The organism is Micromonospora sp. NPDC003816, from assembly GCF_042874705.1.
Taxonomy (GTDB): Bacteria; Actinomycetota; Actinomycetes; order Mycobacteriales; family Micromonosporaceae; genus Micromonospora.
This window is the reverse complement of the sequence record NZ_JBIANP010000006.1, coordinates 80,672-107,249: the sequence shown is the minus strand read 5'-3', so window position 1 is coordinate 107,249 and position 26,578 is coordinate 80,672. Positions and strand designations below refer to the sequence as shown.

25 protein-coding genes are annotated in these 26,578 nt (G+C 71.6%); 14 read left to right on the top strand and 11 right to left on the bottom strand.

Annotation, left to right across the window (positions count from 1 at the left end; genetic code table 11):
- Window positions 1-157: 157 nt before the first annotated feature.
- The 6 genes from ACFYTT_RS20440 to ACFYTT_RS20415 all read left to right on the top strand — a co-directional run bounded on the left by ACFYTT_RS20440 (window position 158) and on the right by ACFYTT_RS20415 (window position 8,097).
- Window positions 158-838, top strand: coding sequence for a hypothetical protein (locus tag ACFYTT_RS20440; protein WP_387261128.1), 681 nt, complete (start codon window positions 158-160; stop codon window positions 836-838).
- Between the two features lie 112 nt (window positions 839-950).
- On the top strand, window positions 951-1,886 hold the full coding sequence (locus tag ACFYTT_RS20435; RefSeq protein WP_176095139.1) for an ABC transporter ATP-binding protein: 936 nt from the start codon (window positions 951-953) through the stop codon (window positions 1,884-1,886).
- Complete coding sequence (locus ACFYTT_RS20430) at window positions 1,883-2,698, top strand: ABC transporter permease (protein ID WP_131053079.1); 816 nt, start codon at window positions 1,883-1,885, stop codon at window positions 2,696-2,698. Before ACFYTT_RS20435 ends, ACFYTT_RS20430 begins: the two co-directional genes overlap by 4 nt.
- A gap of 267 nt (window positions 2,699-2,965) precedes the next feature.
- A complete protein-coding gene (locus ACFYTT_RS20425; RefSeq protein WP_387261124.1) occupies window positions 2,966-6,715 on the top strand; it encodes a multifunctional oxoglutarate decarboxylase/oxoglutarate dehydrogenase thiamine pyrophosphate-binding subunit/dihydrolipoyllysine-residue succinyltransferase subunit in 3,750 nt (1,249 codons plus the stop codon).
- 75 nt (window positions 6,716-6,790) lie between these two features.
- A complete protein-coding gene (locus ACFYTT_RS20420) occupies window positions 6,791-6,970 on the top strand; it encodes a DUF6104 family protein (protein ID WP_131053081.1) in 180 nt (59 codons plus the stop codon).
- A 101-nt stretch (window positions 6,971-7,071) separates the two neighbouring features.
- Window positions 7,072-8,097, top strand: a complete 1,026-nt coding sequence (locus ACFYTT_RS20415) for a glycoside hydrolase family 6 protein (RefSeq protein WP_387261121.1) — start codon at window positions 7,072-7,074, stop codon at window positions 8,095-8,097.
- Window positions 8,098-8,126: 29 nt separating this feature from the next.
- On the opposite strand, the gene ACFYTT_RS20410 is transcribed toward ACFYTT_RS20415, so the two are convergent.
- Window positions 8,127-10,421, bottom strand: a complete 2,295-nt coding sequence (locus ACFYTT_RS20410) for a bifunctional polysaccharide deacetylase/glycosyltransferase family 2 protein (RefSeq protein WP_387261118.1) — start codon at window positions 10,419-10,421, stop codon at window positions 8,127-8,129.
- On the bottom strand, window positions 10,421-10,954 hold the full coding sequence (locus ACFYTT_RS20405; RefSeq protein WP_176095142.1) for a hypothetical protein: 534 nt from the start codon (window positions 10,952-10,954) through the stop codon (window positions 10,421-10,423). The genes ACFYTT_RS20410 and ACFYTT_RS20405 overlap by 1 nt, the downstream gene beginning before the upstream one ends.
- A gap of 130 nt (window positions 10,955-11,084) precedes the next feature.
- Here ACFYTT_RS20405 and pta point away from each other — a divergent pair, with 130 nt between their 5' ends.
- Together pta and ACFYTT_RS20395 are read left to right on the top strand one after the other, a co-directional pair.
- A complete protein-coding gene (pta, locus tag ACFYTT_RS20400) occupies window positions 11,085-13,172 on the top strand; it encodes a phosphate acetyltransferase (protein ID WP_387261115.1) in 2,088 nt (695 codons plus the stop codon).
- On the top strand, window positions 13,172-14,293 hold the full coding sequence (locus ACFYTT_RS20395) for an acetate/propionate family kinase (protein WP_176095144.1): 1,122 nt from the start codon (window positions 13,172-13,174) through the stop codon (window positions 14,291-14,293). Before pta ends, ACFYTT_RS20395 begins: the two co-directional genes overlap by 1 nt.
- A 26-nt stretch (window positions 14,294-14,319) precedes the next feature.
- Here the strand turns inward: ACFYTT_RS20395 and ACFYTT_RS20390 are convergent, their stop codons facing one another.
- Window positions 14,320-14,487 carry a hypothetical protein gene (locus ACFYTT_RS20390; RefSeq protein WP_176095145.1) on the bottom strand — a complete coding sequence of 56 codons (168 nt, stop codon included), beginning with the start codon at window positions 14,485-14,487 and terminating at the stop codon, window positions 14,320-14,322.
- A gap of 118 nt (window positions 14,488-14,605) precedes the next feature.
- Between ACFYTT_RS20390 and ACFYTT_RS20385 the strand changes: the two genes are divergently transcribed.
- Together ACFYTT_RS20385 and ACFYTT_RS20380 are read left to right on the top strand one after the other, a co-directional pair.
- Window positions 14,606-15,505, top strand: coding sequence for an alpha/beta hydrolase family protein (locus tag ACFYTT_RS20385; protein ID WP_387261112.1), 900 nt, complete (start codon window positions 14,606-14,608; stop codon window positions 15,503-15,505).
- A gap of 97 nt (window positions 15,506-15,602) precedes the next feature.
- Window positions 15,603-16,583: a chlorophyllase gene (locus ACFYTT_RS20380; protein WP_176095146.1), complete on the top strand. Its 981-nt coding sequence runs from the start codon at window positions 15,603-15,605 to the stop codon at window positions 16,581-16,583.
- Window positions 16,584-16,775: 192 nt separating this feature from the next.
- Here ACFYTT_RS20380 and ACFYTT_RS20375 read toward each other — a convergent pair whose 3' ends face one another.
- The 3 genes from ACFYTT_RS20375 to ACFYTT_RS20365 all read right to left on the bottom strand — a co-directional run bounded on the left by ACFYTT_RS20375 (window position 16,776) and on the right by ACFYTT_RS20365 (window position 19,480).
- The gene (locus tag ACFYTT_RS20375) at window positions 16,776-17,738 is read right to left on the bottom strand and encodes a zinc-binding dehydrogenase (RefSeq protein ID WP_131055284.1); all 963 of its coding nucleotides are present in this window, start codon (window positions 17,736-17,738) and stop codon (window positions 16,776-16,778) included.
- 89 nt (window positions 17,739-17,827) lie between these two features.
- Complete coding sequence (locus ACFYTT_RS20370) at window positions 17,828-19,006, bottom strand: NADP-dependent malic enzyme (RefSeq protein WP_176095148.1); 1,179 nt, start codon at window positions 19,004-19,006, stop codon at window positions 17,828-17,830.
- Window positions 19,007-19,147: 141 nt separating this feature from the next.
- A complete protein-coding gene (locus ACFYTT_RS20365) occupies window positions 19,148-19,480 on the bottom strand; it encodes a S24/S26 family peptidase (protein ID WP_131055289.1) in 333 nt (110 codons plus the stop codon).
- An 85-nt stretch (window positions 19,481-19,565) separates the two neighbouring features.
- Between ACFYTT_RS20365 and sodN the strand changes: the two genes are divergently transcribed.
- Both sodN and ACFYTT_RS20355 read left to right on the top strand, forming a co-directional pair.
- Complete coding sequence (gene sodN / locus ACFYTT_RS20360; RefSeq protein WP_131055291.1) at window positions 19,566-19,970, top strand: superoxide dismutase, Ni; 405 nt, start codon at window positions 19,566-19,568, stop codon at window positions 19,968-19,970.
- A gap of 184 nt (window positions 19,971-20,154) precedes the next feature.
- Window positions 20,155-20,562: an anti-sigma regulatory factor gene (locus ACFYTT_RS20355; protein WP_131055293.1), complete on the top strand. Its 408-nt coding sequence runs from the start codon at window positions 20,155-20,157 to the stop codon at window positions 20,560-20,562.
- Between the two features lie 7 nt (window positions 20,563-20,569).
- Here ACFYTT_RS20355 and ACFYTT_RS20350 read toward each other — a convergent pair whose 3' ends face one another.
- The gene (locus ACFYTT_RS20350; protein WP_131055295.1) at window positions 20,570-20,959 is read right to left on the bottom strand and encodes a hypothetical protein; all 390 of its coding nucleotides are present in this window, start codon (window positions 20,957-20,959) and stop codon (window positions 20,570-20,572) included.
- A 42-nt stretch (window positions 20,960-21,001) separates the two neighbouring features.
- On the opposite strand from ACFYTT_RS20350, the gene ACFYTT_RS20345 reads away from it, so the two are divergent.
- Window positions 21,002-21,946: a diacylglycerol kinase family protein gene (locus ACFYTT_RS20345; protein WP_131055297.1), complete on the top strand. Its 945-nt coding sequence runs from the start codon at window positions 21,002-21,004 to the stop codon at window positions 21,944-21,946.
- A 445-nt stretch (window positions 21,947-22,391) separates the two neighbouring features.
- Window positions 22,392-22,649, top strand: coding sequence for a WhiB family transcriptional regulator (locus ACFYTT_RS20340; RefSeq protein ID WP_007072794.1), 258 nt, complete (start codon window positions 22,392-22,394; stop codon window positions 22,647-22,649).
- A 145-nt stretch (window positions 22,650-22,794) separates the two neighbouring features.
- Here the strand turns inward: ACFYTT_RS20340 and ACFYTT_RS20335 are convergent, their stop codons facing one another.
- The 4 genes from ACFYTT_RS20335 to ACFYTT_RS20320 are packed head-to-tail and all read right to left on the bottom strand — an operon-like array spanning window position 22,795 to window position 26,243.
- Complete coding sequence (locus ACFYTT_RS20335; RefSeq protein ID WP_254877081.1) at window positions 22,795-23,556, bottom strand: sirohydrochlorin chelatase; 762 nt, start codon at window positions 23,554-23,556, stop codon at window positions 22,795-22,797.
- Window positions 23,557-23,585: 29 nt separating this feature from the next.
- A complete protein-coding gene (locus ACFYTT_RS20330; protein WP_176095149.1) occupies window positions 23,586-24,359 on the bottom strand; it encodes a phosphoadenylyl-sulfate reductase in 774 nt (257 codons plus the stop codon).
- Window positions 24,356-24,517, bottom strand: coding sequence for a hypothetical protein (locus ACFYTT_RS20325; RefSeq protein WP_162854390.1), 162 nt, complete (start codon window positions 24,515-24,517; stop codon window positions 24,356-24,358). Before ACFYTT_RS20325 ends, ACFYTT_RS20330 begins: the two co-directional genes overlap by 4 nt.
- Window positions 24,518-24,530: 13 nt before the next feature.
- Complete coding sequence (locus ACFYTT_RS20320; RefSeq protein ID WP_176095150.1) at window positions 24,531-26,243, bottom strand: nitrite/sulfite reductase; 1,713 nt, start codon at window positions 26,241-26,243, stop codon at window positions 24,531-24,533.
- Window positions 26,244-26,578 lie beyond the last annotated feature (335 nt).

The following is a 26,578-nucleotide window of genomic DNA, read 5'->3' as shown; positions in this document are numbered from 1 at the left end:
CCCCGACGGGTTGCCGGCTCCGGTGGCGACCGGTGTCGATCCGGTGAACGCCGGTGGGCGACCGGTGGCCGACCTGCCGGCCGGTCCGGCCCGGGGATCGTGCGAGGCTGCCCGGGGTCTGCCCGGCGACGGGGCCGGGCGCGGCGGAAGGAGTCCGATGATCATCGAGGCGCGCTACCACGGGCCGCCCGGCTCCGGAAACGGCGGATGGAGCGCGGGCGTCTTCGCCTCGGCGTACGGCGGGTCCGGGCCGGTGGAGGTGACTCTGCGTCGACCGCCGCCACTGGACACGCCGCTGACGCTGACCGAGGGCCAGGTGCACGATCCGGCCGGCGAGGTGGTCGCGCAACTCCGTCCCGCCGAGCCGTTCGACGTGGTGGCGCCGCCGGTGGACTCGGCCACCGCCCGATCCGCCTCGACGGCGTACCCGGGTCTGGTGGACCACCCGTTCCCCGGCTGCTTCGTCTGCGGCCCGGAGCGCGCCGACGGCCTGCGGATCTTTCCCGGACCGCTGCCGGAGGGCCGGACGGCCGCCCCGTGGCGGGTGCCGGCGCAGGTGGGCGAGCCGACGGTCTGGGCCGCGCTGGACTGCCCGGGCGGCTGGACGGTGCTCGGCGCGGACCGGCCGTACCTGCTCGGGCGGATCGCCGCGCGGGTCGAGGCGCTGCCCGAGCCGGGCACCGAGTGCGTGGTGACCGGTGTGGTGATCACCACGCAGGGTCGCAAGGCGTTGGTGCACACCAGCCTGTACGCGCCGGAGGGTGATCTGCTGGCCCACGCCCGTGCGACCTGGATCGCGGTGGAGGACGACCGTCGATCGGGTCGTACCTGGGGATGAGACAGCTCCTGCCTGGGACGGAGCACGATCTCCGGAACGCGCCCGATTGATTTGCCTGACCATTACCGTCACGCTGTGCAACGGCGCACCCCGGCGCCACGGGAGGAGAATGATGTCCGACGGGCAGTCACGCCCCAATAACGACGCGCAGATCGTGGTCTCCGGTCTGACCAAGCAGTACCGCAACGTGCTGGCGGTCAACAATCTGTCGTTCACGATCGAGCCGGGCCGGGTCACCGGCTTCCTCGGTCCGAACGGCGCCGGCAAGACCACCACGCTGCGGATGCTGCTGAACCTGGTCACCCCGAGCGCCGGCACCGCCACCATCGGTGGCCGCCGGTACCCGGACCTGGTCGACCCGCTGCGGCACGTCGGCGCGGTGCTGGAGGCGTCCAGCGCGCACAAGGGGCGTACCGGAATCAACCACCTGCGAGTGATCTGCGCGGCGGCCGGGTTGCCCCGGCAGCGGGCCGACGAGGCGCTCGCCATGGTCGGCCTGAGCCCGGCGGCGAAGCGCAAGTTCAAGGGTTACTCGCTGGGTATGAAGCAGCGCCTCGGCATCGCCGCGGCGATGCTCGGCGACCCCCAGGTGCTCATCCTCGACGAGCCGGCCAACGGTCTGGACCCGGAGGGCATCCGGTGGATGCGCGGGTTCCTCAAGGGCCTGGCCGCCGAGGGCCGCACCGTGCTGGTCTCCAGCCACCTGCTGTCGGAGATGCAGTTGCTCGCCGACGACGTGGTGATCATCGCGGCCGGGCAGCTCGTCCGGCAGGGACCGGTCGAGCAGGTGATCGGGTCGATGGCGCAGGGTGCCCGGGTCCGGGTCCGCACCCCGCAGGCGGACGCGCTGACCGCGGCGCTGGCCGGCGGCGAGGCCACCGTGCAGACCGACGAGCACGGCACCCTGCTGATCGCCGGGGTGGACGCCCCGACGGTGGGCCGGGCAGCCCTGGCCGCCGGGGTGGAGCTGCACGAGCTGAGCACCGAACGACCCGACCTGGAACGCGTGTTCCTGGAGCTGACGGCCGGAAAGGCGGGCATCCGATGAGCAACCTCGTCCGCGCCGAACTGCTCAAGATCCGCACCACCAGCACCTGGTGGTGGCTGGCCATCGCGGCGTTCCTGTCGATCGCCATGGCCTTCCCGTTCAACGCCTGGCTGGCCAACGAGACGCTCAGCGGCGGCGGGGAGGAGTTCGGTTACACCGGCGACGCCGCCTCCGCGCCGGCACAGGCGGCGAACATCTACACCTCGGGTCAGTACCTCGGCCTGATGTTCGTGATGCTGATCGGCATCCTGATGGTCACCAACGAGTTCTTCCACCAGACGGCGACCACCACCTTCCTGGCCACCCCGCGGCGGACCGCGGTGATCGTCAGCAAGCTCATCGCGGCCAGCCTGCTGGGCTTCGCGTTCTGGCTGGTGACCACCGTGATCGACCTGGGTGCCGGAGCGCTGTTCCTGACGCTCAACGACCACGGCACGATGCTCGGCGAGTGGGAGGTCCAGCGGGCCCTGCTGCTCAACCTGATGGCGTACGCCATCTGGACCGTGCTGGGCGTGGGTATCGGCACGCTGATCACCAGCCAGCTCGGTGCGGTGATCACCGCGTCGGTGCTTTACCTAATTGGTACACAAGTTGTCGGTCTGCTGTTCCTCCTGCTGTCGAACTGGCTGGACAACATGGCCGTGATCAAGTGGCAGGTGATCTGGCCTGCGGCGGCCTCCCAGATCATGATCACCCCAGGTGAGAACGAGATGTTGCCCGCCTGGTGGGTCGGTGCCGTGGTGCTGATCGGCTACGCCGTGGTGAGCTGCGTGGTCGGCATCCTGATTACGCGGCGTCGCGACATCTCCTGATTCGGGGACCCGGGAGCGACCGGGCCGGGCCCGGTCCGATCGGCGACGAGCCGGTCGGGCCGGGCCCGTGTCATAGCAGCTAGCAGGGCGACACGCTGGGCTTACGGAACTTCTGGCATCTTCTGTGAATCGGACCACGGGACGGAGGTGGAAATGCCTCAGCGATCAGTACGGCGTAGCCTTGAACCCGTCCTGTGTGCGCTCGTCCTGGCGCGGACGGACACCGCGTGACACACCAAACCCGCGTGAAAGAGGCGATTACCGGCCGTGTCGACCCAGCAGACTTCGCAGGAGAACCCACTGGCGGGTTTCGGCCCGAACGAGTGGATCGTCGAGGAGATGTACCAGCGCTACCTCGCCGATCCCAGCAGCGTCGACCCGGCCTGGCACGACTTCTTCGCCGACTACCGGCCCGGCCCCGGCAAGGGCCGCTCCGCCGACGGTGACGGCCCGGCGACCACCACCGAGTCCGCCCCGAAGGCCCCGGCCAAGACCGAGCCGGGTGCCGCCAAGTCCGAGCCGAGCGCCAAGGCCACACCCGCGGCCAAGGCGGAGCCGGCCAAGTCCACGGCACCGGCGAAGGCCAAGCCGGCCGCCAAGTCCGAGCCGGCCAAGGCGACCACGACGAAGTCCACCCCGGCGAAGTCGGCCCCGACCGCCACCGGGCCGCAGACCACGCCACTGCGCGGCGTCGCCGCCCGGATCGTGCAGAACATGGACGCCTCACTGGCCGTGCCGACCGCGACCAGCGTGCGCGCGGTCCCGGCCAAGCTGCTGGTCGACAACCGCATCGTGATCAACAACCACCTCGCCCGAGGGCGCGGCGGCAAGGTCAGCTTCACCCACCTGGTCGGCTACGCGCTGGTCCGGGCGATGGTCGCGCACCCGGAGATGAACAACTCCTTCGCCGAGGTCGACGGCAAACCGGCGATGGTCCGCCCCGAGCACGTCAACCTGGGCATCGCCATCGACCTGGCCAAGCCCGACGGCAGCCGGACCCTGGTGGTGCCCTCCATCAAGGGTTGCGAGCAGATGGACTTCCGGCAGTTCTGGCAGGCGTACGAGGACGTGGTCCGGCGGGCCCGCCGCAACGAACTGACCATGGACGACTACTCCGGCACCACCATCTCGCTGACCAACCCCGGCGGCATCGGCACCGTGCACTCGATGCCGCGCCTGATGCAGGGCCAGAGCGCGATCATCGGCGTCGGCGCGATGGAGTACCCGGCGCCGTACCAGGGCATGAGCGAGGCCACCCTCGCCGAGCTGGCGGTCAGCAAGGTCATCACGCTGACCAGCACGTACGACCACCGGATCATCCAGGGCGCGCAGTCCGGCGAGTTCCTCAAGGTCATGCACGAGCTGCTGCTCGGCGAGCACGGCTACTACGACCAGATCTTCACCTCGCTGCGCATCCCGTACGAGCCGGTGCGCTGGATGCGCGACGTCGCGGTCGACAGCGAGGGGCAGATCAACAAGACCGCGCGGGTGCACGAGCTGATCCACTCCTACCGGGTCCGGGGCCACCTGATGGCCGACACCGACCCGCTGGAGTTCAAGATCCGCAAGCACCCCGACCTGGACGTCCTCCAGCACGGGCTGACCCTGTGGGACCTGGACCGCACCTTTCCGGTGAACGGCTTCAACGGCCGGCAGCGGATGCGGCTGCGGGAGATCCTCGGGGTGCTGCGCGACTCGTACTGCCGCCGGGTCGGCATCGAGTACATGCACATCCAGGACCCGGCCGAGCGCCGCTGGATCCAGGAGCGGGTCGAGCGCAAGTACGAGAAGCCGCCGGCCGACGAGCAGAAGCACGTGCTGAACCGGCTCAACGCGGCCGAGGCTTTCGAGACGTTCCTGCAGACCAAGTACGTCGGGCAGAAGCGCTTCTCGCTGGAGGGCGGCGAGTCGCTGATCCCGCTCCTCGGCGAGGTGCTGGAGGCGTCCGCCGAGAACGACCTGGACGAGGTCGTGATCGGCATGGCCCACCGGGGTCGTCTCAACGTGCTGGCCAACATCGTCGGCAAGCCGTACGAGAAGATCTTCTCGGAGTTCGAGGGGCACCTCGACCCGCGCTCCACCCAGGGTTCCGGCGACGTGAAATACCACCTGGGCCAGAACGGCAAGTTCACCACGCCGGCCGGTGACCACTCGGTCAAGGTCTCGGTGGTGGCGAACCCGTCGCACCTGGAGGCGGTCGACCCGGTGCTGGAGGGCATCGTCCGCGCCAAGCAGGACCGCATCGACCTCAAGCTGGAGGGCTACACCGTGCTGCCGCTGGCGGTGCACGGCGACGCCGCCTTCGCCGGTCAGGGTGTGGTGGCCGAAACGCTCAACCTCTCCCAGCTGCGCGGCTACCGCACCGGTGGGACCGTGCACGTGGTGGTCAACAACCAGGTCGGCTTCACCACCGCGCCGGAGTACTCCCGGTCCAGCCTCTACAGCACCGACGTGGCGCGGATGATCCAGGCGCCGATCTTCCACGTCAACGGCGACGACCCCGAGGCCGTGGTCCGGGTCGCCCGGCTGGCCTTCGAGTACCGGCAGACGTTCAACAAGGACGTCGTGATCGACCTGGTCTGCTACCGGCGGCGCGGGCACAACGAGGGCGACGACCCCTCGATGTCCAACCCCCAGATGTACAAGATCATTGACTCGAAGCGCTCGGTCCGCAAGCTCTACACCGAGGAGCTGATCGGGCGGGGTGACATCACCGTCGAGGACGCCGAGGAGCTGCTGCGCGACTACCAGGCGCAGTTGGAGCGGGTCTTCAAGGCCACCCGCGACGCGGCCAGCACCCCGCGCCAGGTCAGCCGCCCGGCCCGGCAGGACGAGCCGGAGCCGCAGGTGGAGACCGCGACCGACGCGTCGGTGGTCAAGGCCGTCGGCGAGGCGCACGTCAACCTGCCGGACGGCTTCACCCCGCACAAGCGGATCCAGCAGTTGCTCGACCGGCGGGCCCGGATGTCCGTCGAGGGCAACATCGACTGGGGCTTCGGCGAGATCATCGCCTTCGGCGCACTGCTGCACGACGGGGTCACCGTCCGGCTCGCCGGACAGGACTCCCGGCGCGGCACCTTCGTGCAGCGGCACGCCTCGATCGTGGACGCCGAGACCGGTGACGACTACCTGCCGTTGCAGTCGCTGACCGGCGACGGCGAGCGGTCCCGGCTCTTCGTGCACGACTCGCTGCTCTCCGAGTACGCCGCGATGGGCTTCGAGTACGGCTACTCGGTGGAGAACCTGAACGCGCTGGTCTGCTGGGAGGCCCAGTTCGGCGACTTCGTCAACGGCGCCCAGTCGGTGATCGACGAGTTCATCTCCTCCGGTGAGGTGAAGTGGGGCCAGCGCTCCGCGGTCACCCTGCTGCTGCCGCACGGCCACGAGGGACAGGGCCCGGACCACACCTCCGGCCGGCCCGAGCGGTTCCTCCAGCTCTGCGCCGAGGACAACATGCGGGTGGCCATCCCGACCACCCCGGCGAACTACTTCCACCTGCTACGTCGCCAGGCCCTCTCGCCGAAGCGCAAGCCGCTGGTGGTGTTCACGCCGAAGTCCCTGCTGCGGCACAAGCTCTGCGTCTCCCCGGTCGAGGACTTCACCACCGGCACCTTCGCACCGGTCCTGGCCGACCAGGCGGCACCCGCCGCCGATCAGGTCAAGCGGGTGCTGCTCTGCTCGGGCAAGGTCTACTACGACCTGTTCCAGGCGCGGCAGGAGCGCGGCGTCACCGACACCGCGCTGATCCGGCTGGAGCAGCTCTACCCGATGCCGGTGGAGGAGATCCGGGCCGCGCTCGCCCAGTACCCGAACGCGGAGGACTTCGCCTGGGTGCAGGAGGAGCCGGCCAACCAGGGTTCCTGGTCGTTCGTCGCGCTCAACCTGCTGGAGCACCTCGACGGGGTCCGCCTGCGTCGCATCTCCCGCCCCGCCGCCGCCGCCCCGGCCGTCGGCTCGGCGAAGATGCACGAGGTGGAGCAGAACGCGCTCATCGAGGCGGCGCTGCCCCGCCCCTGACCCACCGACCGCGAACACCGGGGCGGGCCATCGGAGACGGTGGCCCGCCCCGGTGAGCATGTCCGAGGAGACCTGATGTACTTCACCGACCGTGGCATCGAGGAGTTGGTCCAGCGCCGGGGGGACGAGGACGTCACCCTGGAGTGGATCGGCGAGCGGCTGCGGGACTTCGTCGACCTCAACCCCGAGTTCGAGACCCCGATCGAGCGCTTCGCCACCTGGCTCGCCCGGCTCGACGACCCCGACGACGAGTAGTCCGCACCCCGGACCGCCCCCGGCACCGGGCGTCGGTGCCGACGAAGAAGCCCTGGTAGGCCCGGTCCCCACCGGCCGGGACGGCGGGTATGGTGACGGCCATGCTTCGCAGCTCCCGCCGCCCTGCCCTGGTGGCGGGGATCGCGCTGACGCTCCTGCTGACCGGGTGCGGCGACGAGGCGCCCGAGCGTCCACCGACGGAGACCGTCAGCGCCGACCGCTCGTCACCGCCGCTGCCGCCGACCTTCTACGTCGACCCGCGTGGCGCGGCGTCCTGGCAGGTCACCGAGTGGGCGCAGGAGGGACGGGCCGAGGACGCCGCCACACTGCGCCGGATCAGCACCCGCCCCACCGCCCGCTGGTTGGTGGGCGACTCCGCCACGGTCACCGAGGAGGTGTCGGAGTTCCTCGCCGGTGCCAGCCGCTCCGGGCAGACACCGGTGCTGGTCACCCACAACCTCCCGCAGCGCGACTGCGGACGGCAGGGTCAGGGCGGCGCCGAGTCGGCCGGGGCGTACCAGGACTGGATCCGGCGGGTGGCCGCCGGGGTGCAGGGACGCCCGGTCACCATCGTGGTGGAACCGGGCGCGGTGCCGGACGCCGTGGACCGGTGCGTCGACGACGTCGACGAGCGACTGGACCTGCTGCGGGACGCGGTGACGGTGCTGGGCAGCACCGGGAGCGCCCGGGTCTATCTGGACGCCGGGCACCCCGGCTGGATCACCGACGGCGCCCGGCTGGCGGCGGCGCTGCGCCGTGCCGGTGTCGCCGAGGCCGACGGCTTCGCGCTCAACGTGGCCAACTTCGTCGGTACGCCGCAGAACGTCACCTACGGCCACGAGATCTCCGACGCCCTCGGCGGCACCACCACCTTCGTCATCGACACCAGCCGCAACGGCCGGGGCCGGTATCCGGGCGAGACCGTGCGGTCGGCGCCGAGCTGGTGCAACCCGCCGGGCCGGGCACTCGGCGCGGACCCCACCACCGACACCGGCCTGGAGCGGGTCGACGCCCTGCTGTGGGTCAAGTACCCGGGCGAGTCCGACGGCGCCTGCCGCCCGGGCGAGCCGGAGAGCGGTGCCTGGTGGCCCGAGTACGCCCTCGGCCTCGCCCGACGCGCCGGCTGACACTCTCGGGCGTACCGGCTGTCGGCAGGTCAGGGGCGTCCCCGCCGGGCGGTGGCGGCCACCGGGGCGGGCACCGGTGACGGTGGAGCCGCCGGGCCGACGGGCGCCAGTCCGGTGCGCTTGAGCTTCTGCCAGCCCAGCCGCCCGCCGGTCAACGCGGTGACCACCGACTGGAGCAGCACGAGGTACATCAGCTGGCGATAGACGAACTGCTGCAACGGCAGCACCCAGAGGACGCCGAGCTTCTCCTTGTCGAGGCGGAACGCCACGATCGCGGTCAGGAACTGCAACCCCAGCATGGCGGCCCAGGCCAGCGCCGTCTCGGTCCGGTTCAGGAAGATCAGGCCGTAGATGGCGAGCAGGTCGATCACCGGGGCGGTCAGTGGGAGCAGCACCCCGAACAGCGTCAGGAAGGCCAGGCAGCGGCGGCTGAACCGGCCGGAGGCGCCCTTGTCGAGCACCGAGCGGCGGTGCTTCCACATCGCCTGCATGGTGCCGTAGCTCCACCGGTACCGCTGCTTCCACAACTGGCCGAAGCTGGCCGGTGCCTCGGTCCAGGCGCGGGCGCTCTCCTCGTAGACCACCTTCCAACCGGCGCGGCCCAGGGCCATGGTGATGTCGGTGTCCTCGGCCAGCGTCTCGTCGGTCATCCCACCGGCGTACTCCAGCGCCTCGCGGCGGAACGCGCCGATCGCGCCGGGGATGGTCGGCATGCACCGCAGCGTCTCGTAGAGCCGGCGATCGAGGTTGAAGCCGATCACGTACTCGATGTGCTGCCACTTGGCGATCATGCTGCGCCGGTTGCCGACCTTGACGTTGCCGGCCACCGCGCCCACCTGCGGGTCGCCGAAGGGCTGGACCAGGCGACGGACGGCGTCGGGCTCGAAGACGGTGTCCCCGTCGACCATCACGATCAGATCGTGCCGGGCCAGCGCGACGCCGGTGTTCAGCGCGCTCGGTTTGCCGCCGTTGGGCTTGCGGACCACCCGTACGTTCGGCAGGCCGAGCCCGGCGGCGATGTCGGCGGTGCCGTCGGTCGAACCGTCGTCGACCACCACCACCTCGATGCCGCCGGGATGGTCGCCGGTGGCGAGTGAGCGGACCGCCTCGGCGATGCCCTCCTTCTCGTTGTACGCGGGCACAATCACCGACACCGGTTCGGTGACCGGCGGCCCCCAGGCGAAGCCCTTGCGGCGTCGTTTGCGGGCGTGCCGTCGCGCCAGCACGAACAGCAGCACGGTACGCCCGATGGTGAGCGTCCCGACCAGCACGAAGAGGACGCCGAAGAGGACGAAGGTGCCGTCGGCGGCGCGTACCGCCATGATCAGCATCTGGCCGCGCCAGCGCTCGGTGAACGTCGCCTCGGTCGGTCCGGCCGTGGTCCCGGTGGCGCCGGCCTCGGCCAGCGCCCGGTTCAATCCGCCACTGATCGTGGTGAAGGTGTATCCCCGCTCCTTCATCAACGGGATGTACCGGTCCAGCGCCTCGACGGTCTGCGAGCGGTCGCCACCGGAGTCGTGCCAGAGCGTGACCGCTCCGGAGTAGCCCTCCGGTACGGTCCGCTCGATCATCCCCTCCACGCCCTGCCGCTCCCAGTCCCGGCTGTCCAGGTCGTTGACCACGCTGAGGTAGCCGAGCTCACCGGCCTGTTGCAGCAGCGGCCAGTCCTGGTCGACGAAGGCGTCCGCCCGCGACGAGTACGGGAAGCGCAGCAGGTTGGACCGCTGGCCGGTGGCCCCGGCGATGACGAGCTGGGTCTGGGTGTACTCCATCCGCCGCTGCCATCCCGGGATCTGGGTGAGGTGCGGGTGGGTGAAGGTGTGCACGCCCAGTTCGTGCCCCTTCTCGGCCAGCTCGCGGACCAGGTCGGGGCTGCGGACCACCTGGTTGCCGAGGACGAAGAAGGTGCCCGGGACCTGGTGCTTCTCCAGCACCTCCAGCACGGCCGGGGTCCAGATCGGGTCGGGGCCGTCGTCGAAGGTCAACGCGATGGTCCGCGCCGGCAGCCGGTACGACTGCGGCCGGTCGGCGGTGGTGTTGACGATCGGGCCGCCTTCGAGGATCTCGTCGGGGACGTCGTCCTGGCCGCTGCCGAAGGTGTTCTCCGCCCGGTAGTCCGGGATGAACGAGCCGTTGGCGTACGCCTGCACGAAGAGGATGCCGCCGAGCAGCACGAAGACCATGGCGTAGACCGCCCAGCTCGGACGGGGGATGAACCGCCGGGCGCGGGCGGCCGGACCGGGTCGGGCGTGCTGCCGGGGCTGTTCGGGCGTCCGGCCGGGGGGTGGGTGTGTCGGTCGGCCGGGCGGGTAGGGGTGGCTCATCAGGGAGCGGTCGCCTCACTCGTGTCGTTCGGGTCCGGCGACGGCGTTGTCGTGGGCGTCGGGCTGGTCGGGGGCGGGGTGCTGGGCGGCGGCGTGCTGCGGGGCGGGGTGCTCCGGGACGGGCTGGCCGACGGCGTCCGGCTGGGACGGGCGCTGGTCGGCGCCGTCCGGGACGGGCTGGGGGTGGGACTGGCCGACGTCGTGCCGGTGCCGGGCGTGGAGGAAGGGAGCACCGGGCGCTGCGGCGTGACCTGGGTCGGCGGCGGCGCAGGCGAGGTCGAGCGGCTGGGCGAGGGCGTCGGGGAGACCGGCGGCGCTTCCCAGGTCTCGGCGGGCTCGACGAACGGGATGATCGTCTCCGGGCGGACCGGTCCGCCGGCGAAGCTGATGCCGACCATCATGGTGTACGCCACTCCGGCCAGGCCGAGGGCGTACGCGGTCCGGCGTAACCACCGCCTGCGGCGGCCACTCGGATCGACGAAGACGGGGGATGGTTCCGGGGCGACAGGAATGATCTGTGTTGGTCCCTCCACCTGGGCGAGTCTAAACGTGAAAAGCTCTCGCTTTCTCGCCCAAGTGTCCCATCTGACATGCGAAAACAGGCGCAACCAGCCCTAGATGGTTGTCCGAGGACAACCAACCGGACCGAGTAGGTTGGGCCGCATGGCTCGCAGCGTCTACCTCACCAGCGTGGGATCCGGCGGCGGAAAATCCGCCATCGCGTTGGGTCTCGCCGAGCTGCTGTCCCGGCAGGTCGAACGGATCGGCGTGTTCCGGCCCCTGGTGCCGTCGAACGGACCCGACCACATCCTCGCCCTGCTCAGCGAGCGCTATCGCGTGCAGGTTAACCCGTCCGACCTGTCCGGAGCCACATATGCCGAGGCCACGGCGCTGGTATCGGACGGACGGCGGGAAGAACTGATCTCCAGGGTGGTGCAGCGCTACCGAGCGGTCGAACGGCAGTGTCCGGCCGTCGTGGTGGTGGGAAGTGACTTCGCCGACTCCGGCGACGGCACCACACCCCGGGAACTCGCCTTCAACGCCCGGCTGGCCACCGAGTTCGGCAGCGTGGTGGTGCCGGTCGTGGACGGGCAGGGCCAGTCACCGGCGGCGATCGCGGCGGCGGCCCGGGGCGCGTACCACGACCTGGTGGACCTCGGCGCGACGGTGCTCGCGGTCATCGCCAACCGGGTGCCCGAGCCGATGGACCTGCCCGACCTGCCGGTGCCGGCGTACGCCATCCCGGAGGTGCCGACCGTGTCCGCGCCGACGGTGGCCGAGGTGGCCGCCGCGCTCGGCGCGACGCTGCTCACCGGCGACGAGGCGGCGCTCGGCCGCGACGTGCTCGACTACGTGGTCGGCGCGGCCCACGTGCCGACGCTGGTGGAGCACCTGACCGACGGCTGCCTGGTGATCACCCCCGGCGACCGGGACGACCTGCTGGTGGCCGCCGGAGCCGCGCACGTCTCCGGCCAGGTCTCGATCTCCGGGCTGGTGCTCACCCTCGGCGAACAACCCGACCCGCGCGCCCTGCGCCTCTTCGAGGGGCTGAACACCGGCCTGGCGGTGCTCAGCGTCACCAGCGACAGCTACGACACGGTCGCCGCGTCCAGCCGGATCGAGGGACGGCCCAGCGCGGCCAACACCCGTAAGGTGGAGGCCGCCCTCGGTGCGTTCGAGGCCAACGTGGACACCGACGAACTGGCCCGCCGGCTCGCGGTCACCCGCTCACAGCGGGTCACCCCGCTGATGTTCGAGTACGACCTGATCGACCGGGCCCGCGCCCAGCGCCGCCACCTCGTGCTCCCCGAGGGCACCGAGGAGCGAATCCTGCGGGCCACCGAGATCCTGCTGCACCGGGGGGTGGCCGACCTCACGCTGCTCGGCCGCCCCGACGACGTGGCCCGCCGGACCCGGGAACTCGGCGTCGACATCACCGGGGCCACCATCGTCGACCCGGCGACCAGCCGGTGGCGGGACGAGTTCGCCGAGGCGTACGCGAAGCTGCGCGCCCATCGGGGCGTCACCGTCGAGCTGGCGTACGACGTGGTGGCCCAGCCGAACTACTTCGGCACCATGATGGTGTGGGCCGGTCACGCCGACGGCATGGTCTCCGGCGCCACCCACACCACCGCCGCCACCATCCGCCCCGCCTTCGAGATCGTCAAGAACCTGCCGGACGTCTCCGTCGCCTCCAGCGTCTTCTTCATGCTGCTCGCCGACCGGGTGCTGGTGTACGGCGACTGCGCGGTCAACCGCGACCCGGACGCCGCCCAGCTCGCCGACATCGCGATCTCCTCGGCCGACACCGCGGCCCGGTTCGGCATCGAGCCCCGGGTGGCGATGCTGTCGTACTCGACCGGCAGTTCCGGCGCCGGTGCCGACGTGGAGAAGGTCGCGGCGGCCACCGCGCTGGTCCGTGAGCGTCGGCCCGACCTGGCCGTGGAGGGCCCCATCCAGTACGACGCGGCGATCGACCCGGCGGTGGCGGCGACGAAGCTGCCCGACAGTGCGGTCGCCGGCCGCGCGACGGTCTTCATCTTCCCGGACCTCAACACCGGCAACAACACCTACAAGGCGGTGCAGCGCTCGGCCGGGGCGGTGGCCGTCGGGCCGGTGATGCAGGGCCTGCGCCGGCCGGTCAACGACCTCTCCCGGGGGGCCACCGTGCCGGACATCGTCAACACCGTGGCGATCACCGCCATCCAGGCCGCCGCCCTCACCGACGCTCCCGCACCCGGAGGTGCCTGATGACCGACAAGGTGCTGGTGCTCAACTGCGGGTCGTCCTCGGTCAAGTACCGGCTGTACGACGGTGACCGGGTGCTCGACAAGGGCACCGTCGAACGGATCGGTGAGGCCGGTGGCGACGCGCCCGACCATGCCGGTGCGGTGCGGCGGATCCTGGCCGGGCTGGACCTGACCGGGCTCACCGCGGTCGGGCACCGGGTGGTGCACGGCGGCCGGCGGTTCACCGCGCCGACGCTGGTGGACGACGCGGTGCTGGCCGCCATCACCGACCTGGTGCCGCTGGCACCGCTGCACAACCCGGCCAACCTCGCCGGCATCGCCGAGGCGCGCGCCGTCCTGCCCGAGGTGCCGCAGGTCGCCGTCTTCGACACCGCGTTCCACCACACGCTGCCCGACTCCGCCGCCACGTACGCGATCGACCGGGACGTCGCACAGCGGTACGGCGTACGGCGGTACGGCTTCCACGGCACCTCGCACTCGTACGTCTCCCGGCGCACCGCCGAGCTGCTGGACCGCCCGTACGCGGAGGTCAACACGATCACCCTGCACCTGGGCAACGGTGCCAGCGCGTGCGCGGTCGCGCAGGGACGCAGCGTGGCCACCTCGATGGGGATGTCTCCGCTGGAGGGGCTGGTGATGGGCACCCGCAGCGGTGACCTGGACCCGACCGTGGTGTTCCACCTGCGCCGCGAGGGCGGACTGGGCGTGGACGAGATCGACGACCTGCTCAACCACCGCAGCGGCCTGCTCGGGCTCTCCGGCGTCAACGACATGCGGGAGGTGCTGTCCCGGCGGGCGGCTGGGGACGAGGCGGCGACGCTCGCCTTCGACGTCTACTGCCGGCGGATCACCGGCTACGTGGGGGCGTACTACGCGTTGCTCGGCCGGGTCGACGCGGTCACCTTCACCGCCGGGGTCGGCGAGCACGCGGCACCGGTACGCGCGGCGGCACTGGCCGGGCTCGAACGGCTCGGCATCACCGTCGACCCCGAGCGCAACACGGGCAGCGGTGACCGGTTCATCTCACCGGACGGCGCGGAGGTCGCGGTCTGCGTGGTCGGCACGGACGAGGAGCGCGAGATCGCCCGGGCGGCACGCGCGGTGGTGGCGGCCACCGCCTGATCGGTCGGCGGCCGGCGGCGAACCGATCAGGCGAAGGCGAGCCAGCTCGCGAGCGCGACCAGCACCACGGCGACCACGGCGGCAGCGATGATCAGGCCGTTACGGGAGGCCGTCTCAGCGGGCGCGTCCGGGGTGCCGGCGAAGGCGCGGAACGCCTCGGTGTTGCCGCTCGGATCGGTGTAGTTCTCAGTCATGCCGTGACCTTAGCGAAAGCAGTCCAGTCGGACGGTCCGTGCGCGCCGTCCGAACGGATGGCGTACGGCACCGGTCAACCGGACCCGGACGGGTGACCCGGGGTCCTACCGTGATGTCGTGGGAATCGCACGGGGGTTCACCGCACTGGTGTCGGCGCTGCTGATGGCGTTGACAGCCGGTTGCGCGGCGAGCGGCGAGCAGTCCGGCCAGGCGCTCGGGGGCCGGCTGGCGCCGGAGGTGCCGTACGCGGTGGGTGTGCGCACCCTCACCGTCGACCCGGCCTCGGAACGTCCGCTGCCGGTCACACTCTGGTATCCGACGCAGGGCAGCCGGGTCGCCGAAGGGCGGTTCCCGGTGGTGATCTACAGCCACGGTCTGGCCAGCCTGCCCGAATTGCACTCCGGACTGACCGCCCGGTGGGCCGCCGCCGGCTTCGTGGTGGCCGCGCCGACATACCCGCACACCCGGCGCGGCGCGAAGCGGTTCTCCCGGGCCGACGTCCGCCACCAGCCGGCCGACGGGTGGCGGGTGATCCGGCACCTGGTCCGGCTCGACGGCCGCTCCGGCGACCCGCTCGCCGGTCACCTCGACGTGCAGCGGGTGGCGGCGGCCGGACACTCGGCGGGCGGCTTCACCACCGCCGGCATGTTCACCGCCGGGCACCCGTCCCGGCTGCGGGCCGGCATCGTGATCGCCGGAGGCGGGATGGCGGGCAGCTTCGCCGGCCCGAGCGCCCCGATCCTCTTCGTGCACGGCACCGCCGACGCGGTGGTACCGCTCAGCGTGGGGCGGGCGGCGTACGGCCGTACCCCAGGACCGGCCTCCTTCCTCAGCCTGCTCGGCCAGGGCCACGGCGAGTACCTCGTCCCCGGCCGGCCCGGTTTCGCCCAGGTCCTCGGCGCCACCACCGACTTCCTGCGCTGGACCCTCTACGGCGACCAGGAGGCCGGGCGGCGGCTGCCCGGCCGGGCGCTGCTGGCCGGCGTCACCAGCTTCGAGACCCGACCAGCGGGCTGACCAGCCCGACGGCGTCACCTGCACGTCAGGTGAGGGCGTGGGCGCAGCACGTGGAGCGCCGGACGGTTCGGTCGTCGGGCGAGGCAGAATCGGAGTCATGTCGCGCCGCGCCCTCCCTCTCCTGCTCGCCAGTACGCTCACCGCCGTCCTGCTGGTCGGCTGCTCCGCCGACCGCGAACCGGACGAGCGGGCCGAGGCGCCCGCCCCCTCGGCGACCGCCTCCGCACCGGCCGCGTCGGCGCCGGACATCCCCGCCGGCACCGCGCCGGAGCAGACCTTCGCCGTCGGCGTACGGCAACTCAAGCTCAACCGCGACGGCAACCGACCGCTGCCGGTGACCGTCTGGTACCCGGCGGCCGGTCGGGCCGGCGGGAAGCCGCAGTCGTCGGCGGACGCCGCCGAGGGGCGGTTCCCGGTGGTCATGTTCAGCCACGGCCTCGGCGGTCGACCCGCCGACTACCAGGCGCTACTGACCCGGTGGGCCGCCGCCGGTTTCGTGGTGGCCGCGCCGACGTTTCCGAACACCTCGAAGGCGGGTGGCGAGAACAACGTGCTCGACGTGCTCAACCAGCCCGCCGACGTCTCGTACGCGCTGACCGAGGTGCTCGCGCTCGACGCCCGCGACGGCGACGTGCTGCGGGGCCGGCTCGCCACCGACCGGGTGGCCGCCGCCGGGCACTCGGCGGGCGGGGTGACCACCATCGGGCTCTTCACCGCCGGCCGGGACGAGCGGCTGGCCGCCGGGATCGTCTTCGCCGGCACCGCGCTCGGCGTGGGCACCGCCTTCGCCGGTGCCGCCGCACCGCAACTGTTCGTGCACGGCGAGGCCGACGAGGTGGTGCAGTACACCGCCGGCAAGGCGGTCTACGACCTGGTGCCCTGGCCGAAGGCGATGCTCAGCCTGCCCGAGGGCGACCACGGCCGGAAGCTGCTGAGAGACGACACGTCGCTGGGCGTGGTGGCGAACACCACCGCCGAGTTCCTGCGCTGGACGCTCTACGGCGACGCCGAGGCCAAGGAGCGCATCCCCACCGCCGCCGCCCGCGACGACATCGCCACCCTCGACAGCAACCTGTAGCTCCCGGGGTTTGTTGTAAGGAAGGGTCCCCTGCTAACGCCTCGCGTATAGCAGGGGACCCTTCCTAACGCCGCACGCCCTAACGCCGCACGCCCTAACGCCGCACGCCCTAACGCCGCACGCCCTAACGCCGCACGCCCTAACGCCGCACGCCCTCACACTGAGCGCGTGCGCCTCGACGCGTGCCGTGCGTCAGCTGGTGTGGTCGATCACGACCTTGCCGAAGGCGTCGCCGGAGTGCAGGCGGGCGAACGCCTCCTCGACCCGGCTGAACGGCACCACGCTGTCCACCACCGGGCGTACCTTCCGCTCGGCGCAGAACGCCAGCAGGTCGGCCAGATCGGCCTGGGTACCCATCGAGGTGCCCAGGATCTCCAACTGCATCGCGAAGACCCGGCGCAGGTTGACGGCCGGCTCGTGCCCGGCGGTCGCCCCGGAGACCACGATCCGCGCGCCCGGCGCGGCCGACTTCAGGGAGTGGTCGAAGGTGGCCGCACCGACCGTCTCGATCACCACGTCGACCCGCTCGGGCAGCCGGGCACCCGTCTCCAGCGCGGTCGCCCCCAGCCCGGCGACCCGCTCCCGCTTGGCCGCGTCGCGGCTGGTCGCGTACACCCGTTTGCCCATCGCGGTGGCCAGCACGACGGCGGCGGTGGCGACGCCGCCCCCGGCGCCCTGGACCAGCACCGCCTCGGCCTCGTCGACCCGGCCCTTGGCGGTCAGCATCCGCCACGCGGTCAGCCAGGCCGTCGGCAGGCACGCCGCGTTCGCCGCCGACAGGCCCGCGGGCAGCGGAAGCAGATTCCACCGGGGTACGGCCACCCGCTCGGCCAGCGTGCCGGGGAAGTGCTCGGAGAGGATGGAGATCCCGCGCGGGTCACCCGGGGTGGGCACCACCGGGTAGACGACCACCTCGTTGCCCTCCGGGTCGACACCGACGGCGTCGCAGCCCAGGATCATCGGCAACTGTTCGGCTCGCAGTCCGACACCGCGCAGTGACCAGATGTCGTGGTGGTTGAGCGAACTGGCCGTGACGCGCAGGGTCACCCAGTCGTCGTCGGGCAGGCTCGGCTCGGGCTGCTCACCCACGGTGAGCGCGGCGAGCGGATCGGCGTCGTCGAAACGGGAGGCGAAGGCGGCACGCATGATCCGCACCGTAACAAGCTGAGCGGCCGTTAAGAAGGGTCCCTTCCTCGACACGAGGCGTTAGGAGGGGACCCTTCCTTACACGTCAGGCTTACACGTCAGGCGCGAGCGACGCCGTCGCGGCGGGCGGCTTCGGCGACCGCTTCGGCCACCGCCGGGGCGACCCGGGGGTCGAGCGGCGAGGGCACGATCGCGTCGGGCGTGAGCGTCTCGGCCACCACGGCGGCGATGGCGTCGGCGGCGGCCACCTTCATCGACTCGGTGACCCGGGTGGCCCGGGCCTGGAGCGCGCCCCGGAACACGCCCGGGAAGGCCAGCACGTTGTTGATCTGGTTGGGGTAGTCGCTGCGGCCGGTGGCGACCACCGCGACGTGCCGGGCGGCGACGTCCGGGTGCACCTCGGGGGTGGGGTTGGCCAGCGCGAACACGATCCCGCCGGACGCCATCCCGGCCACCGCCGCCTCCGGGATCTGACCGCCGGAGACACCGATCAGCACGTCGGCGTCACGCAACGCCTCGGTGATGTCGCCCTGCCGGCCGTCGGCGTTGGTCAGCTCGGCCAGTTCGGCCTTGGTGCCGGTGAGGCCGTCACGCTGACGGGAGACGATGCCCCGGGAGTCGCAGACCACCACCCGCTGCGGGTCCACTCCCCCGGCCACCAGCATCTTCGTCACCGCCACGCCGGCCGCGCCCGCGCCGCTGACCGCCACCCGCAGGTCGCCGAGCTTGCGGTCGAGCAGGGTCGCGGCGTTACGCAGCGCGGCCAGCACCACGATCGCGGTGCCGTGCTGGTCGTCGTGGAACACCGGGATGTCCAGCGCCTCGTCGAGGCGGCGTTCCACCTCGAAGCAGCGTGGCGCGCTGATGTCCTCCAGGTTGATCCCACCGAACGACGGCGCGAGCGCCTTGACCGTCGCCACGATCTCGTCGACGTCCTGCGTGTCGAGGCAGACCGGCACCGCGTCGACGCCGCCGAACTGCTTGAACAGCACGGCCTTGCCCTCCATCACCGGCAGCGCGGCGCGCGGGCCGATGTTGCCCAGGCCGAGTACGGCCGAACCGTCGGTGACGACCGCGACGGTGTTCGACGCCCAGGTGTACTCGTACGTCAGCGACGGGTCGGCGGCGATCGCCTCGCACACCCGTGCCACGCCCGGCGTGTACGCGAGGGAGAGGTCTTCGCGGCTGGTCAGCGGGACGGTCGAGAGGACGGCCATCTTGCCGCCCCGGTGCAGTTGGAAGACGGGATCAGCGGGGTCCACGGTGGACGAAGGCATGGTGACTCCAGTGTCGTTTCAGCAGCTGGGCCGGCCGGTCGGGGCGCACGGTGAGGCGAGCGAGCGGCGGCACGAGTGCGGGGGGTCACCCAGGCACTTTTCGAGCATAGTCACGCCACCGGCAGCCAGAGGTGAGCAGGGTCATAACGGCTGCGGCGGCAATCGGCCGGGACGGGGCCAGTAGCGGAACACCACCCGACCGAGGACGTCGGCCACCCCGTACGCCCGGGAGTCGTCGGTCACCAACTCGTTGTCACCGTACAGCCACCAGCCGCCGTCGACGGGTCGGACGGCGCGTTTGACCACGAGCAGCTCGGGGCGGCTGCGGAAGACCGCGACCACCACGTCCCCCGGCCGGGTGGCGCGACCCCCCGGGCGGACCAGCACCGCGTCGCCGTGCCGCAGGGTCGGCGCCATGGACGGACCGGTCACGAGTACGGCCGAGAGCGGTCGCCGGAGACGGGGTACCGGCATGTGGTTTCACCTCCTGCGGCCTCGGGGACCACGTCCAGGAGTAATGTCGTCATGGATCATCGCAAACTTCCCATGGAGGATCCCGATGCGACTTCCACGCATCCTTGCGCCCCGGGTGACCGCGAGCGCGCACTGCGACCTGCCCTGCGGCGTCTACGACCCCGCGCAGGCTCGGATCGAGGCCGAGTCGGTGAAAATGATCTGCGAGAAGTACCAGGCCAACACCGACCCCGAGTTCCGTACCCGGGCCATCCTGATCAAGGAGCAGCGGGCCGAGCTGGTCAAGCATCACCTGTGGGTGCTGTGGACCGACTACTTCAAGCCGCCGCACTTCGAGAAGTACCCGCACCTGCACCAGCTGTTCAACGAGGCCACCAAGCTGGCCGGCGCGGCCGGCGCCAAGGGCGCCACCGACCCGTCCAAGGCCGACGAGCTGCTGCAGAAGATCGACGAGATCTCGAAGATCTTCTGGGAGACCAAGCAGGCGTGACGTGACCCGGTCACGCCTGTCGTCGGCGGCCGGCCCTGCCCCTCGGGGCGGGCCGGTCGCCGACGCGTTTCCGGTCGAGCGCCCCGGTCCGTACCAGGTCGCCCGGCTCGCCGTCCGCCGCGCTGACGGCCCTCCGCCGCCCCGCCGCCTGAGCGGGTAGAGTCCCCGACCGGGGGGATGAGTCGTGACTCAACTGACCGGACAACCGACCACCGACGACGACGTGGTGCACCTCACCGTGCCCGCCGACGGCGGCTATCTGAGCGTCCTGCGTACGGCCACCGCCGGTCTCGCGGCGCGTCTCCAGTTCGCCCTCGACGAGATCGAGGACCTACGCATCGCCGTGGACGAGGCGTGCGCCATGCTGCTCGCCATCGCGCCCCGGGGTGCCGAACTGGACTGCCGCTTCGCGGTCACCGAGGACGCGTTGACCGTCGAGGTGACGGTGCCGACCGTGCCGGGCGCCCGACTCCCTGCGGAGTCGTCGTTCGCGTGGAAGGTGCTGACCGCGTTGACCACCTCCGCCTCGGCGGGAGCGGCTGACGGCCGGGCCACCATCTCGCTGCTCACCCGCCGCGCCTCCGGCTGGTGAGCGGAGCTCACTCGAAGCCGAGGGCCCGCGTGGTGGGCGGGCTCACCAGCAGCCAGGTGACGCCGAGCCCGAGCGCGATCAGCGGTACGCCGAGCCAGCCCAACCCGCCCTGGATCATGAACCAGCCGATCGGCAGCAGCATGAGTTGCAGCACGATGGCGGGTGCCCGGGCGCCCGCTCGACGGCGCAGCAGCGCGCTGCCCAGCGCCCAGAGCGCGATCGCCGCGCCGATGGCGAACGCCGTCACCAGCAGCGCCGACACCAGGTCGGTGGTGGCGGCGGTGAAGTCGGCGACGACCAACCAGGCCGCGATCAGCCCGACGGCGATCGCCTGACCCCGCAGGAGGAAGACCGCCCACCGGAGGGTCACCGGGGTCGGGTCGGAGTCGATTGCCACGCGGTCACGATACCCGTGGCGGGTCGGGGTACAGTGCCGCCCATGCGGGCCGTCCTGCTGGTCAATCCGAAGGCCACCACCACCAGCGAGCGTGCGCGGGATGTGCTCGTCCGAGCGCTGCGCAGCGAGGTGGATCTCTCCGTGCGCTACACCCGGCGCCGCGGCCACGCCACCGCGCTGGCCCGGGAGGCCGCGGTGGAGGGCGTCGACGTGGTGGTCACCCTCGGTGGTGACGGCACGGTCAACGAGGTGGTCAACGGCCTGATGACGGCGACCAGTGCCGGCGGTGCGGCACCGACCGCCGAGCGGTTGCCCGCGCTGGCCACCGTGCCGGGCGGCTCGACGAATGTCTTCGCGCGGGCGCTGGGCCTGCCCAAGGAGTGGCCCGAGGCGGCCAGCATGCTCCTGGAGGGGCTGCGGCTGAGCCGGCACCGGACGATCGGCCTCGGCCGGGCCGACGACCGCTACTTCACCTTCTGCGCCGGCTTCGGGCTCGACGCGGCGGTCATCCATCGGGTCGAGGAGGCCCGTCGGCGGGGCCGGGTCTCCTCGCCGGGGCTCTATTTCCGCGCCTTCACCGCGCAGTTCCTGCTCGGTGCCGAGCGGCGCAACCCGGCGATCCAGTTGGAGCAGCCGGGCGAGACCACGGAGGGCGATCTGGCGACGGTGATCGTCCAGAACACCGCCCCGTGGACGTTCGTCGGCGACCGGGAGGCCAACCCGAACCCGGAGGCGTCCTTCGATCTGGGCCTCGACGTGATGGCCCTTCGCCAGCTAGGCGTCGCCAGTACGACACGGACAGTGAGGCAATTCCTGTCCGCCACGCCAGATCCGCAGGGTCGCCAAGTTCTTCGTCGGCACGATGTTGCCGAGTTCACGCTGGTAGCGAGCCGTCCGCAGGCGTTTCAGCTCGACGGCGACTACCTTGGCGAACGAGAAAAAGTTGGATTCGCCTCCGTTCCGGCCGCACTCAGAGTAATCTGTTAGGTCTCCGGTACCCCCGGGCGGAGAGGTCGGCGCGCCCCCGACACGCGACGACTGCGACACCCGGGACTCGTGCCGGAAATGTCGGCAATGTGCGCGGGACTGTACTATATTGATCCTCGACTGTGATAAGCCGGGTAAGCCAGTGCCCCCTGGAACCGGGACAAATGGGTTGTGGGCTTGCTCACCGCCCGGAGTTTTTCCAAGCGTCACCCTTGACATCGCCAGAGTTCGTGAAAGTATTCACAAGCGAACTTGAGTTACCGGGACATTGCCTGGACATGCTCGGCAGGTTGAGCTGTTCCAGCAGGTCCCCCGGGCCAACAGCCTGCTCACGCACTGCCGAATTGACGAACGCAAACCGTCACCATCGGCAATGCGGATGCATATAGGAAAAGCACGAAGAAGCAACATCTGCCACCCATCCAGAATGAGGAGTGTTGCCGCCATGGACTGGCGTCACCATGCTGTCTGCCGCGACGAGGACCCGGAACTGTTCTTCCCGATCGGGACGTCCGGTCCGGCTCTCCTGCAGGTCGAGCAGGCCAAGGCCGTCTGCAGGCGCTGCTCCGTGACCGACCAGTGCCTGCAGTGGGCGCTGGAGTCCGGTCAGGACGCTGGCGTCTGGGGCGGGATGAGCGAAGAGGAGCGCCGCGCTGTCAAGCGTCGCGGTGGCCTCCGGGTGCTGCGCGCTCACTCCGCCTGACCACAACCGCACCGAAGCGACACGCCCCGGCCGGGCTCAGCCCGCCGGGGCGTTCTGCTGTCCACCCGCACCTGGATGTAAGGAAGGGACCCTTCCTATACACCAGGCGTTAGCAGGGGACCCCTCCTTACATCCACAAGGGCGCTCAGCGCGTCGAGGGCGCCTGGACGTCCACCCGGTCCAGCACCAGCCCCACCAACTCCGGCGCGTCGGTCAGCGGCGCCGCCACGGCAACCGCGCCGGCCTCCCGCGCCGACACCGCCACCGCGTCGTGGAACAACCCGGGCGCCAGGAAGTACGCGGCCACGGCGACCCGCCGCGCGCCCCGCGCCCGCAACCGGGCCACCGCCGCGCCGACGGCCGGTGGCGCCGCCGAGGCGTACGAGACCCGGGTCGTGGCACCCAGGACCGCACCGAGTTCCCGGGCCACCCGGCCGACCGAGGCGCGGGCGGACGCGTCCCGGGTACCCGCCGCCGCCAGCACCACCGCGTCGAACCGACCCGGTTCCGCCTCCGCCAGCCGCCGCCCCAGCGCGTCCAGCAGCGACCGGTCCACCCGGTTGCCGACCGGGCCGAGCACGTCGGTGACGGTCACCGCGATCGGCGGACCGGACTCCTGGGCGGCCGCCACCGCCGCCGGGATGTCCACCCGCCGGTGGTACGCGGCGGTCAGCAGCAGCGGCACCAGGACCGCCCGGGAGTGCCCGGCGGCGGCCAGTCCTCGCAGCGCCTCGGTCGGACCGGGCTCGGTGTGGTCCAGCCAGCTCGCCAGCACCGGGGTGCCGGGCCGGGCGTCCGACACCGCCCGCGCCAGCGCCCGGGTGGCCTCGGCGGCCCGTGGATCGCGGCTGCCGTGGGCGACCAGGAGCAGCGGGTCCCGCCCCGACCCTGGTGGGCCGGGGCGGATCGGGCCGCCGTCGGTTTCCGCCGCCTCGGTCAGAGGTGCAGTCCGCACTCGGTCTTCTCGAACATGGCCCAGCGGCCGGCGCGCGGGTCCTCCCCCGCCGTGGTCCGGCGGGTGCACGGCCAGCAGCCGACCGAACCGTAGCCGCGCCGGAGCAGTTCGTTGACCGGCACCTTCCACCGCGCGACGTACGCGTCGACGTCCGCCTGGCTCCAGGCCGCGATCGGGTTGACCTTCACCCGACCCCGGCGCGGGTCGAACGCCACCACCGGCGTGTTGGCCCGGGTCGGCGACTCGTCCCGGCGCAGTCCGGCGGCCCATGCCTCGTAGCCGGCCAGCGCCCGTTCCAGCGGCTCCACCTTGCGCAACCGGCAGCACTCGTCCGGTGACCGGTTGAACAGCCGGGGCCCGTACTCGCCGTCCTGCTGACCGACGGTGAGTCGGGGCCGGATCGACCGGACGTTCACCGGCAGGGTGCGGGCGACCTCGTCGCGGACGGCGAGGGTCTCCGGGAAGTGCAGGCCGGTGTCGAGGAAGACCACGTCCACCCCGGGTGCCACCCGGGAGACGAGGTGGGCGAGCACCGCGTCCGCCATCGAGCTGGTCACGCAGAACCGGTCACCGAAGGTCTCCGCGGCCCACCGGGCGATCTCCAGCGCGGGCGCGCCCTCCAGTTCCCGGCCCGCCCGGTCGGCGAGTTCCCGCAACTGCTCGGGGCTGCGGCGGGTCGGGTCGGCCGGCGCGACCGCCGGGGCGGGCGCGGTGTCGACGAGTCCCAGACCGGCTGCGGAGACCAGCGCGCTCATCGCCGCACCGCCTGGGGGAGCAGACCGGTGAAACGGACCGTGAACACTCGGGCGCAGCCGTGGCACTCCCAGGCGCCGTGCCCGGTCTCGCTCGGCCGCAGGTCCTCCTCGCCGCAGTAGGGGCAGTACAACGGCGCGGCACGGGTCTCGCTGCTCATCGCGTCACCTCGCTCATCGCAGTAGTTCCTCGTCGGCCCGGACGACCCAGTTGGCGAACGTCTCGTTCTCGGTCCGGCCGTCCAGGTAGCGCCGGGCCAGCCGTTCGACGTACTCGGGAAGCTCGTCGGCGGTCGTCTTGAGACCGCGCAGCTTGCGCCCGAACCCGGCGGTCTGGCCCTCGGCCATGCCCAGCCCGCCGCCGAGGTGCACCTGGTAGCCCTCGACCTGCTGGCCGTCCGGGCCGGTCACCAGTTGTCCCTTGAGCCCGATGTCGGCGACCTGGGTGCGAGCGCAGGCGTTCGGGCAGCCGTTGATGTGGATGGAGATGTCCGTGTCGAAGTCACGCAGCCGCTGCTCCAGGCGGGCCACCAGCTCCTCGCCGCGCGCCTTGGTCTCGACGATGGCGAGCTTGCAGTACTCGATGCCGGTGCAGGCCATGGTGCCGCGCCGCCAGCTCGACGGGTGGGCCTCCAGACCGATCCCGCGCAGCGCGGTGACCAGCGAGTCGGTCCGCTCCTGCGGGACGTCGAGGACGAGCAGTTTCTGGTACGGGGTGAGGCTGATCCGGCCGCTGCCGTGCGCTTCGACGACGTCGGCGAGCTGGGCGAGCTGGGTGCCGGAGACCCGCCCCACCACCGGGGTCGCGCCGACGTAGTTTCGGCCGTCCCGCTGGGCGTGCACGCCGATGTGGTCGACCGGCCGCTCCGGCAGGTCCGGGGCCGGGCCGTCCAGCAGCGTCCGGCCGAGGTACTCCTTCTCCAGCACCTCGCGGAACTTGGCCACGCCCCAGTCGGAGACCAGGAACTTCAACCGGGCTCGGTGGCGCAGCCGGCGGTACCCGTAGTCGCGGAAGATGCCGACCACGCCGACCCAGACGTCCGGCACCTCGTTCAGCGGAACCCAGACGCCGAGCCGCTGGGCCAGCATGGGGTTGGTGGAGAGCCCGCCGCCGACCCACACGTCGAAGCCGGGGCCGTGCTCGGGGTGGTCGACGCCGAGGAAGGCGATGTCGTTGGCCTGGTACGGGGTGTCCACCAGCCACGAGATCGACGACTTGAACTTGCGTGGCAGGTTGGAGTACTCCCGGTCGCCGACGTACCGCCGGACGATCTCGTCGATCGCCGGGGTGGCGTCGATCCGCTCGTCCGCGGCCACACCCGCGACCGGGCTGCCCAGCACGATGCGGGGGCAGTCGCCGCACGCCTCGGTGGTCTGCAGGCCGACGGCCTCCAGCCGACGCCAGATCTCGGGCATGTCCTCGACCCGGATCCAGTGGTACTGGATGTTCTGCCGGTCGGTGATGTCGGCGGTGTCCCGGGCGAACTCCCGGGAGATCTCCGCGATGGTGCGCAGCTGCGCCAGGTCGAGCTGGCCGCCGTCCACCCGCACCCGGAGCATGAAGTACTCGTCCTCCAGCTCGTGCGGCTCCAGCACGGCGGTACGTCCGCCGTCGATGCCCGCCTTGCGCTGGGTGTAGAGGCCCCACCAGCGGAACCGACCGCGCAGGTCCGCCGGGTCGATGGAGGCGAAGCCGCCGTGGGCGTAGATGTTCTCGATCCGCTCCCGCACGTTGAGCGGGTTGTCGTCCTTCTTGCTGCGCTCGTTGGGGTTGAGCGGCTCGCGGTATCCGAGCGCCCATTGGCCCTCGCCGCGGGGGCGGCGGGGAGCCCGCGCGGGGCGCGCCGTGGGATCCCCGGGTCGGGCCGGAATCTCGCTGACCGCCATCGCGGCGTCCTCCGTTGTCTGCTGTGCCTCGGCTGGGGTAAGCGGACGCGATCGGCTCCCGGAAAGGGGCCGTGGACGGCGATGTCAGGAACGGCCGGCGCGCCAGGTGCCCGAGGCAGGGTGGTCGGGCGTCGTCAGTAGGCCGGACAGATGGCGCTGCGCACGCGGCCGTAATCAACGTGGCGGCGAGCCACGAAGCGGCGCACGACGGCGGCAGTCATGAACGTCATGTTGCCACACCGGGTATGGGCCGGCCAATGACTGCGTGCCGCATCCCACATCACGGGCGGTCGCTGCCGCCACTCGGAGCGCGATCGTGTGGCAGGCTCGCAATG

Coding starts and splice junctions, on each gene's coding strand:
- ACFYTT_RS20440 (WP_387261128.1), top strand. CDS start 158: ATGATCATCGAGGCGCGCTACCACGGGCCGCCCGGCTCCGGAAACGGC.
- ACFYTT_RS20435 (WP_176095139.1), top strand. CDS start 951: ATGTCCGACGGGCAGTCACGCCCCAATAACGACGCGCAGATCGTGGTC.
- ACFYTT_RS20430 (WP_131053079.1), top strand. CDS start 1,883: ATGAGCAACCTCGTCCGCGCCGAACTGCTCAAGATCCGCACCACCAGC.
- ACFYTT_RS20420 (WP_131053081.1), top strand. CDS start 6,791: ATGTACTTCACCGACCGTGGCATCGAGGAGTTGGTCCAGCGCCGGGGG.
- ACFYTT_RS20415 (WP_387261121.1), top strand. CDS start 7,072: ATGCTTCGCAGCTCCCGCCGCCCTGCCCTGGTGGCGGGGATCGCGCTG.
- ACFYTT_RS20410 (WP_387261118.1), bottom strand. CDS start 10,421: ATGAGCCACCCCTACCCGCCCGGCCGACCGACACACCCACCCCCCGGC.
- pta (WP_387261115.1), top strand. CDS start 11,085: ATGGCTCGCAGCGTCTACCTCACCAGCGTGGGATCCGGCGGCGGAAAA.
- ACFYTT_RS20395 (WP_176095144.1), top strand. CDS start 13,172: ATGACCGACAAGGTGCTGGTGCTCAACTGCGGGTCGTCCTCGGTCAAG.
- ACFYTT_RS20390 (WP_176095145.1), bottom strand. CDS start 14,487: ATGACTGAGAACTACACCGATCCGAGCGGCAACACCGAGGCGTTCCGC.
- ACFYTT_RS20380 (WP_176095146.1), top strand. CDS start 15,603: ATGTCGCGCCGCGCCCTCCCTCTCCTGCTCGCCAGTACGCTCACCGCC.
- ACFYTT_RS20370 (WP_176095148.1), bottom strand. CDS start 19,006: ATGCCTTCGTCCACCGTGGACCCCGCTGATCCCGTCTTCCAACTGCAC.
- ACFYTT_RS20365 (WP_131055289.1), bottom strand. CDS start 19,480: ATGCCGGTACCCCGTCTCCGGCGACCGCTCTCGGCCGTACTCGTGACC.
- sodN (WP_131055291.1), top strand. CDS start 19,566: ATGCGACTTCCACGCATCCTTGCGCCCCGGGTGACCGCGAGCGCGCAC.
- ACFYTT_RS20345 (WP_131055297.1), top strand. CDS start 21,002: ATGCGGGCCGTCCTGCTGGTCAATCCGAAGGCCACCACCACCAGCGAG.
- ACFYTT_RS20340 (WP_007072794.1), top strand. CDS start 22,392: ATGGACTGGCGTCACCATGCTGTCTGCCGCGACGAGGACCCGGAACTG.
- ACFYTT_RS20330 (WP_176095149.1), bottom strand. CDS start 24,359: ATGAGCGCGCTGGTCTCCGCAGCCGGTCTGGGACTCGTCGACACCGCG.
- ACFYTT_RS20325 (WP_162854390.1), bottom strand. CDS start 24,517: ATGAGCAGCGAGACCCGTGCCGCGCCGTTGTACTGCCCCTACTGCGGC.
- ACFYTT_RS20320 (WP_176095150.1), bottom strand. CDS start 26,243: ATGGCGGTCAGCGAGATTCCGGCCCGACCCGGGGATCCCACGGCGCGC.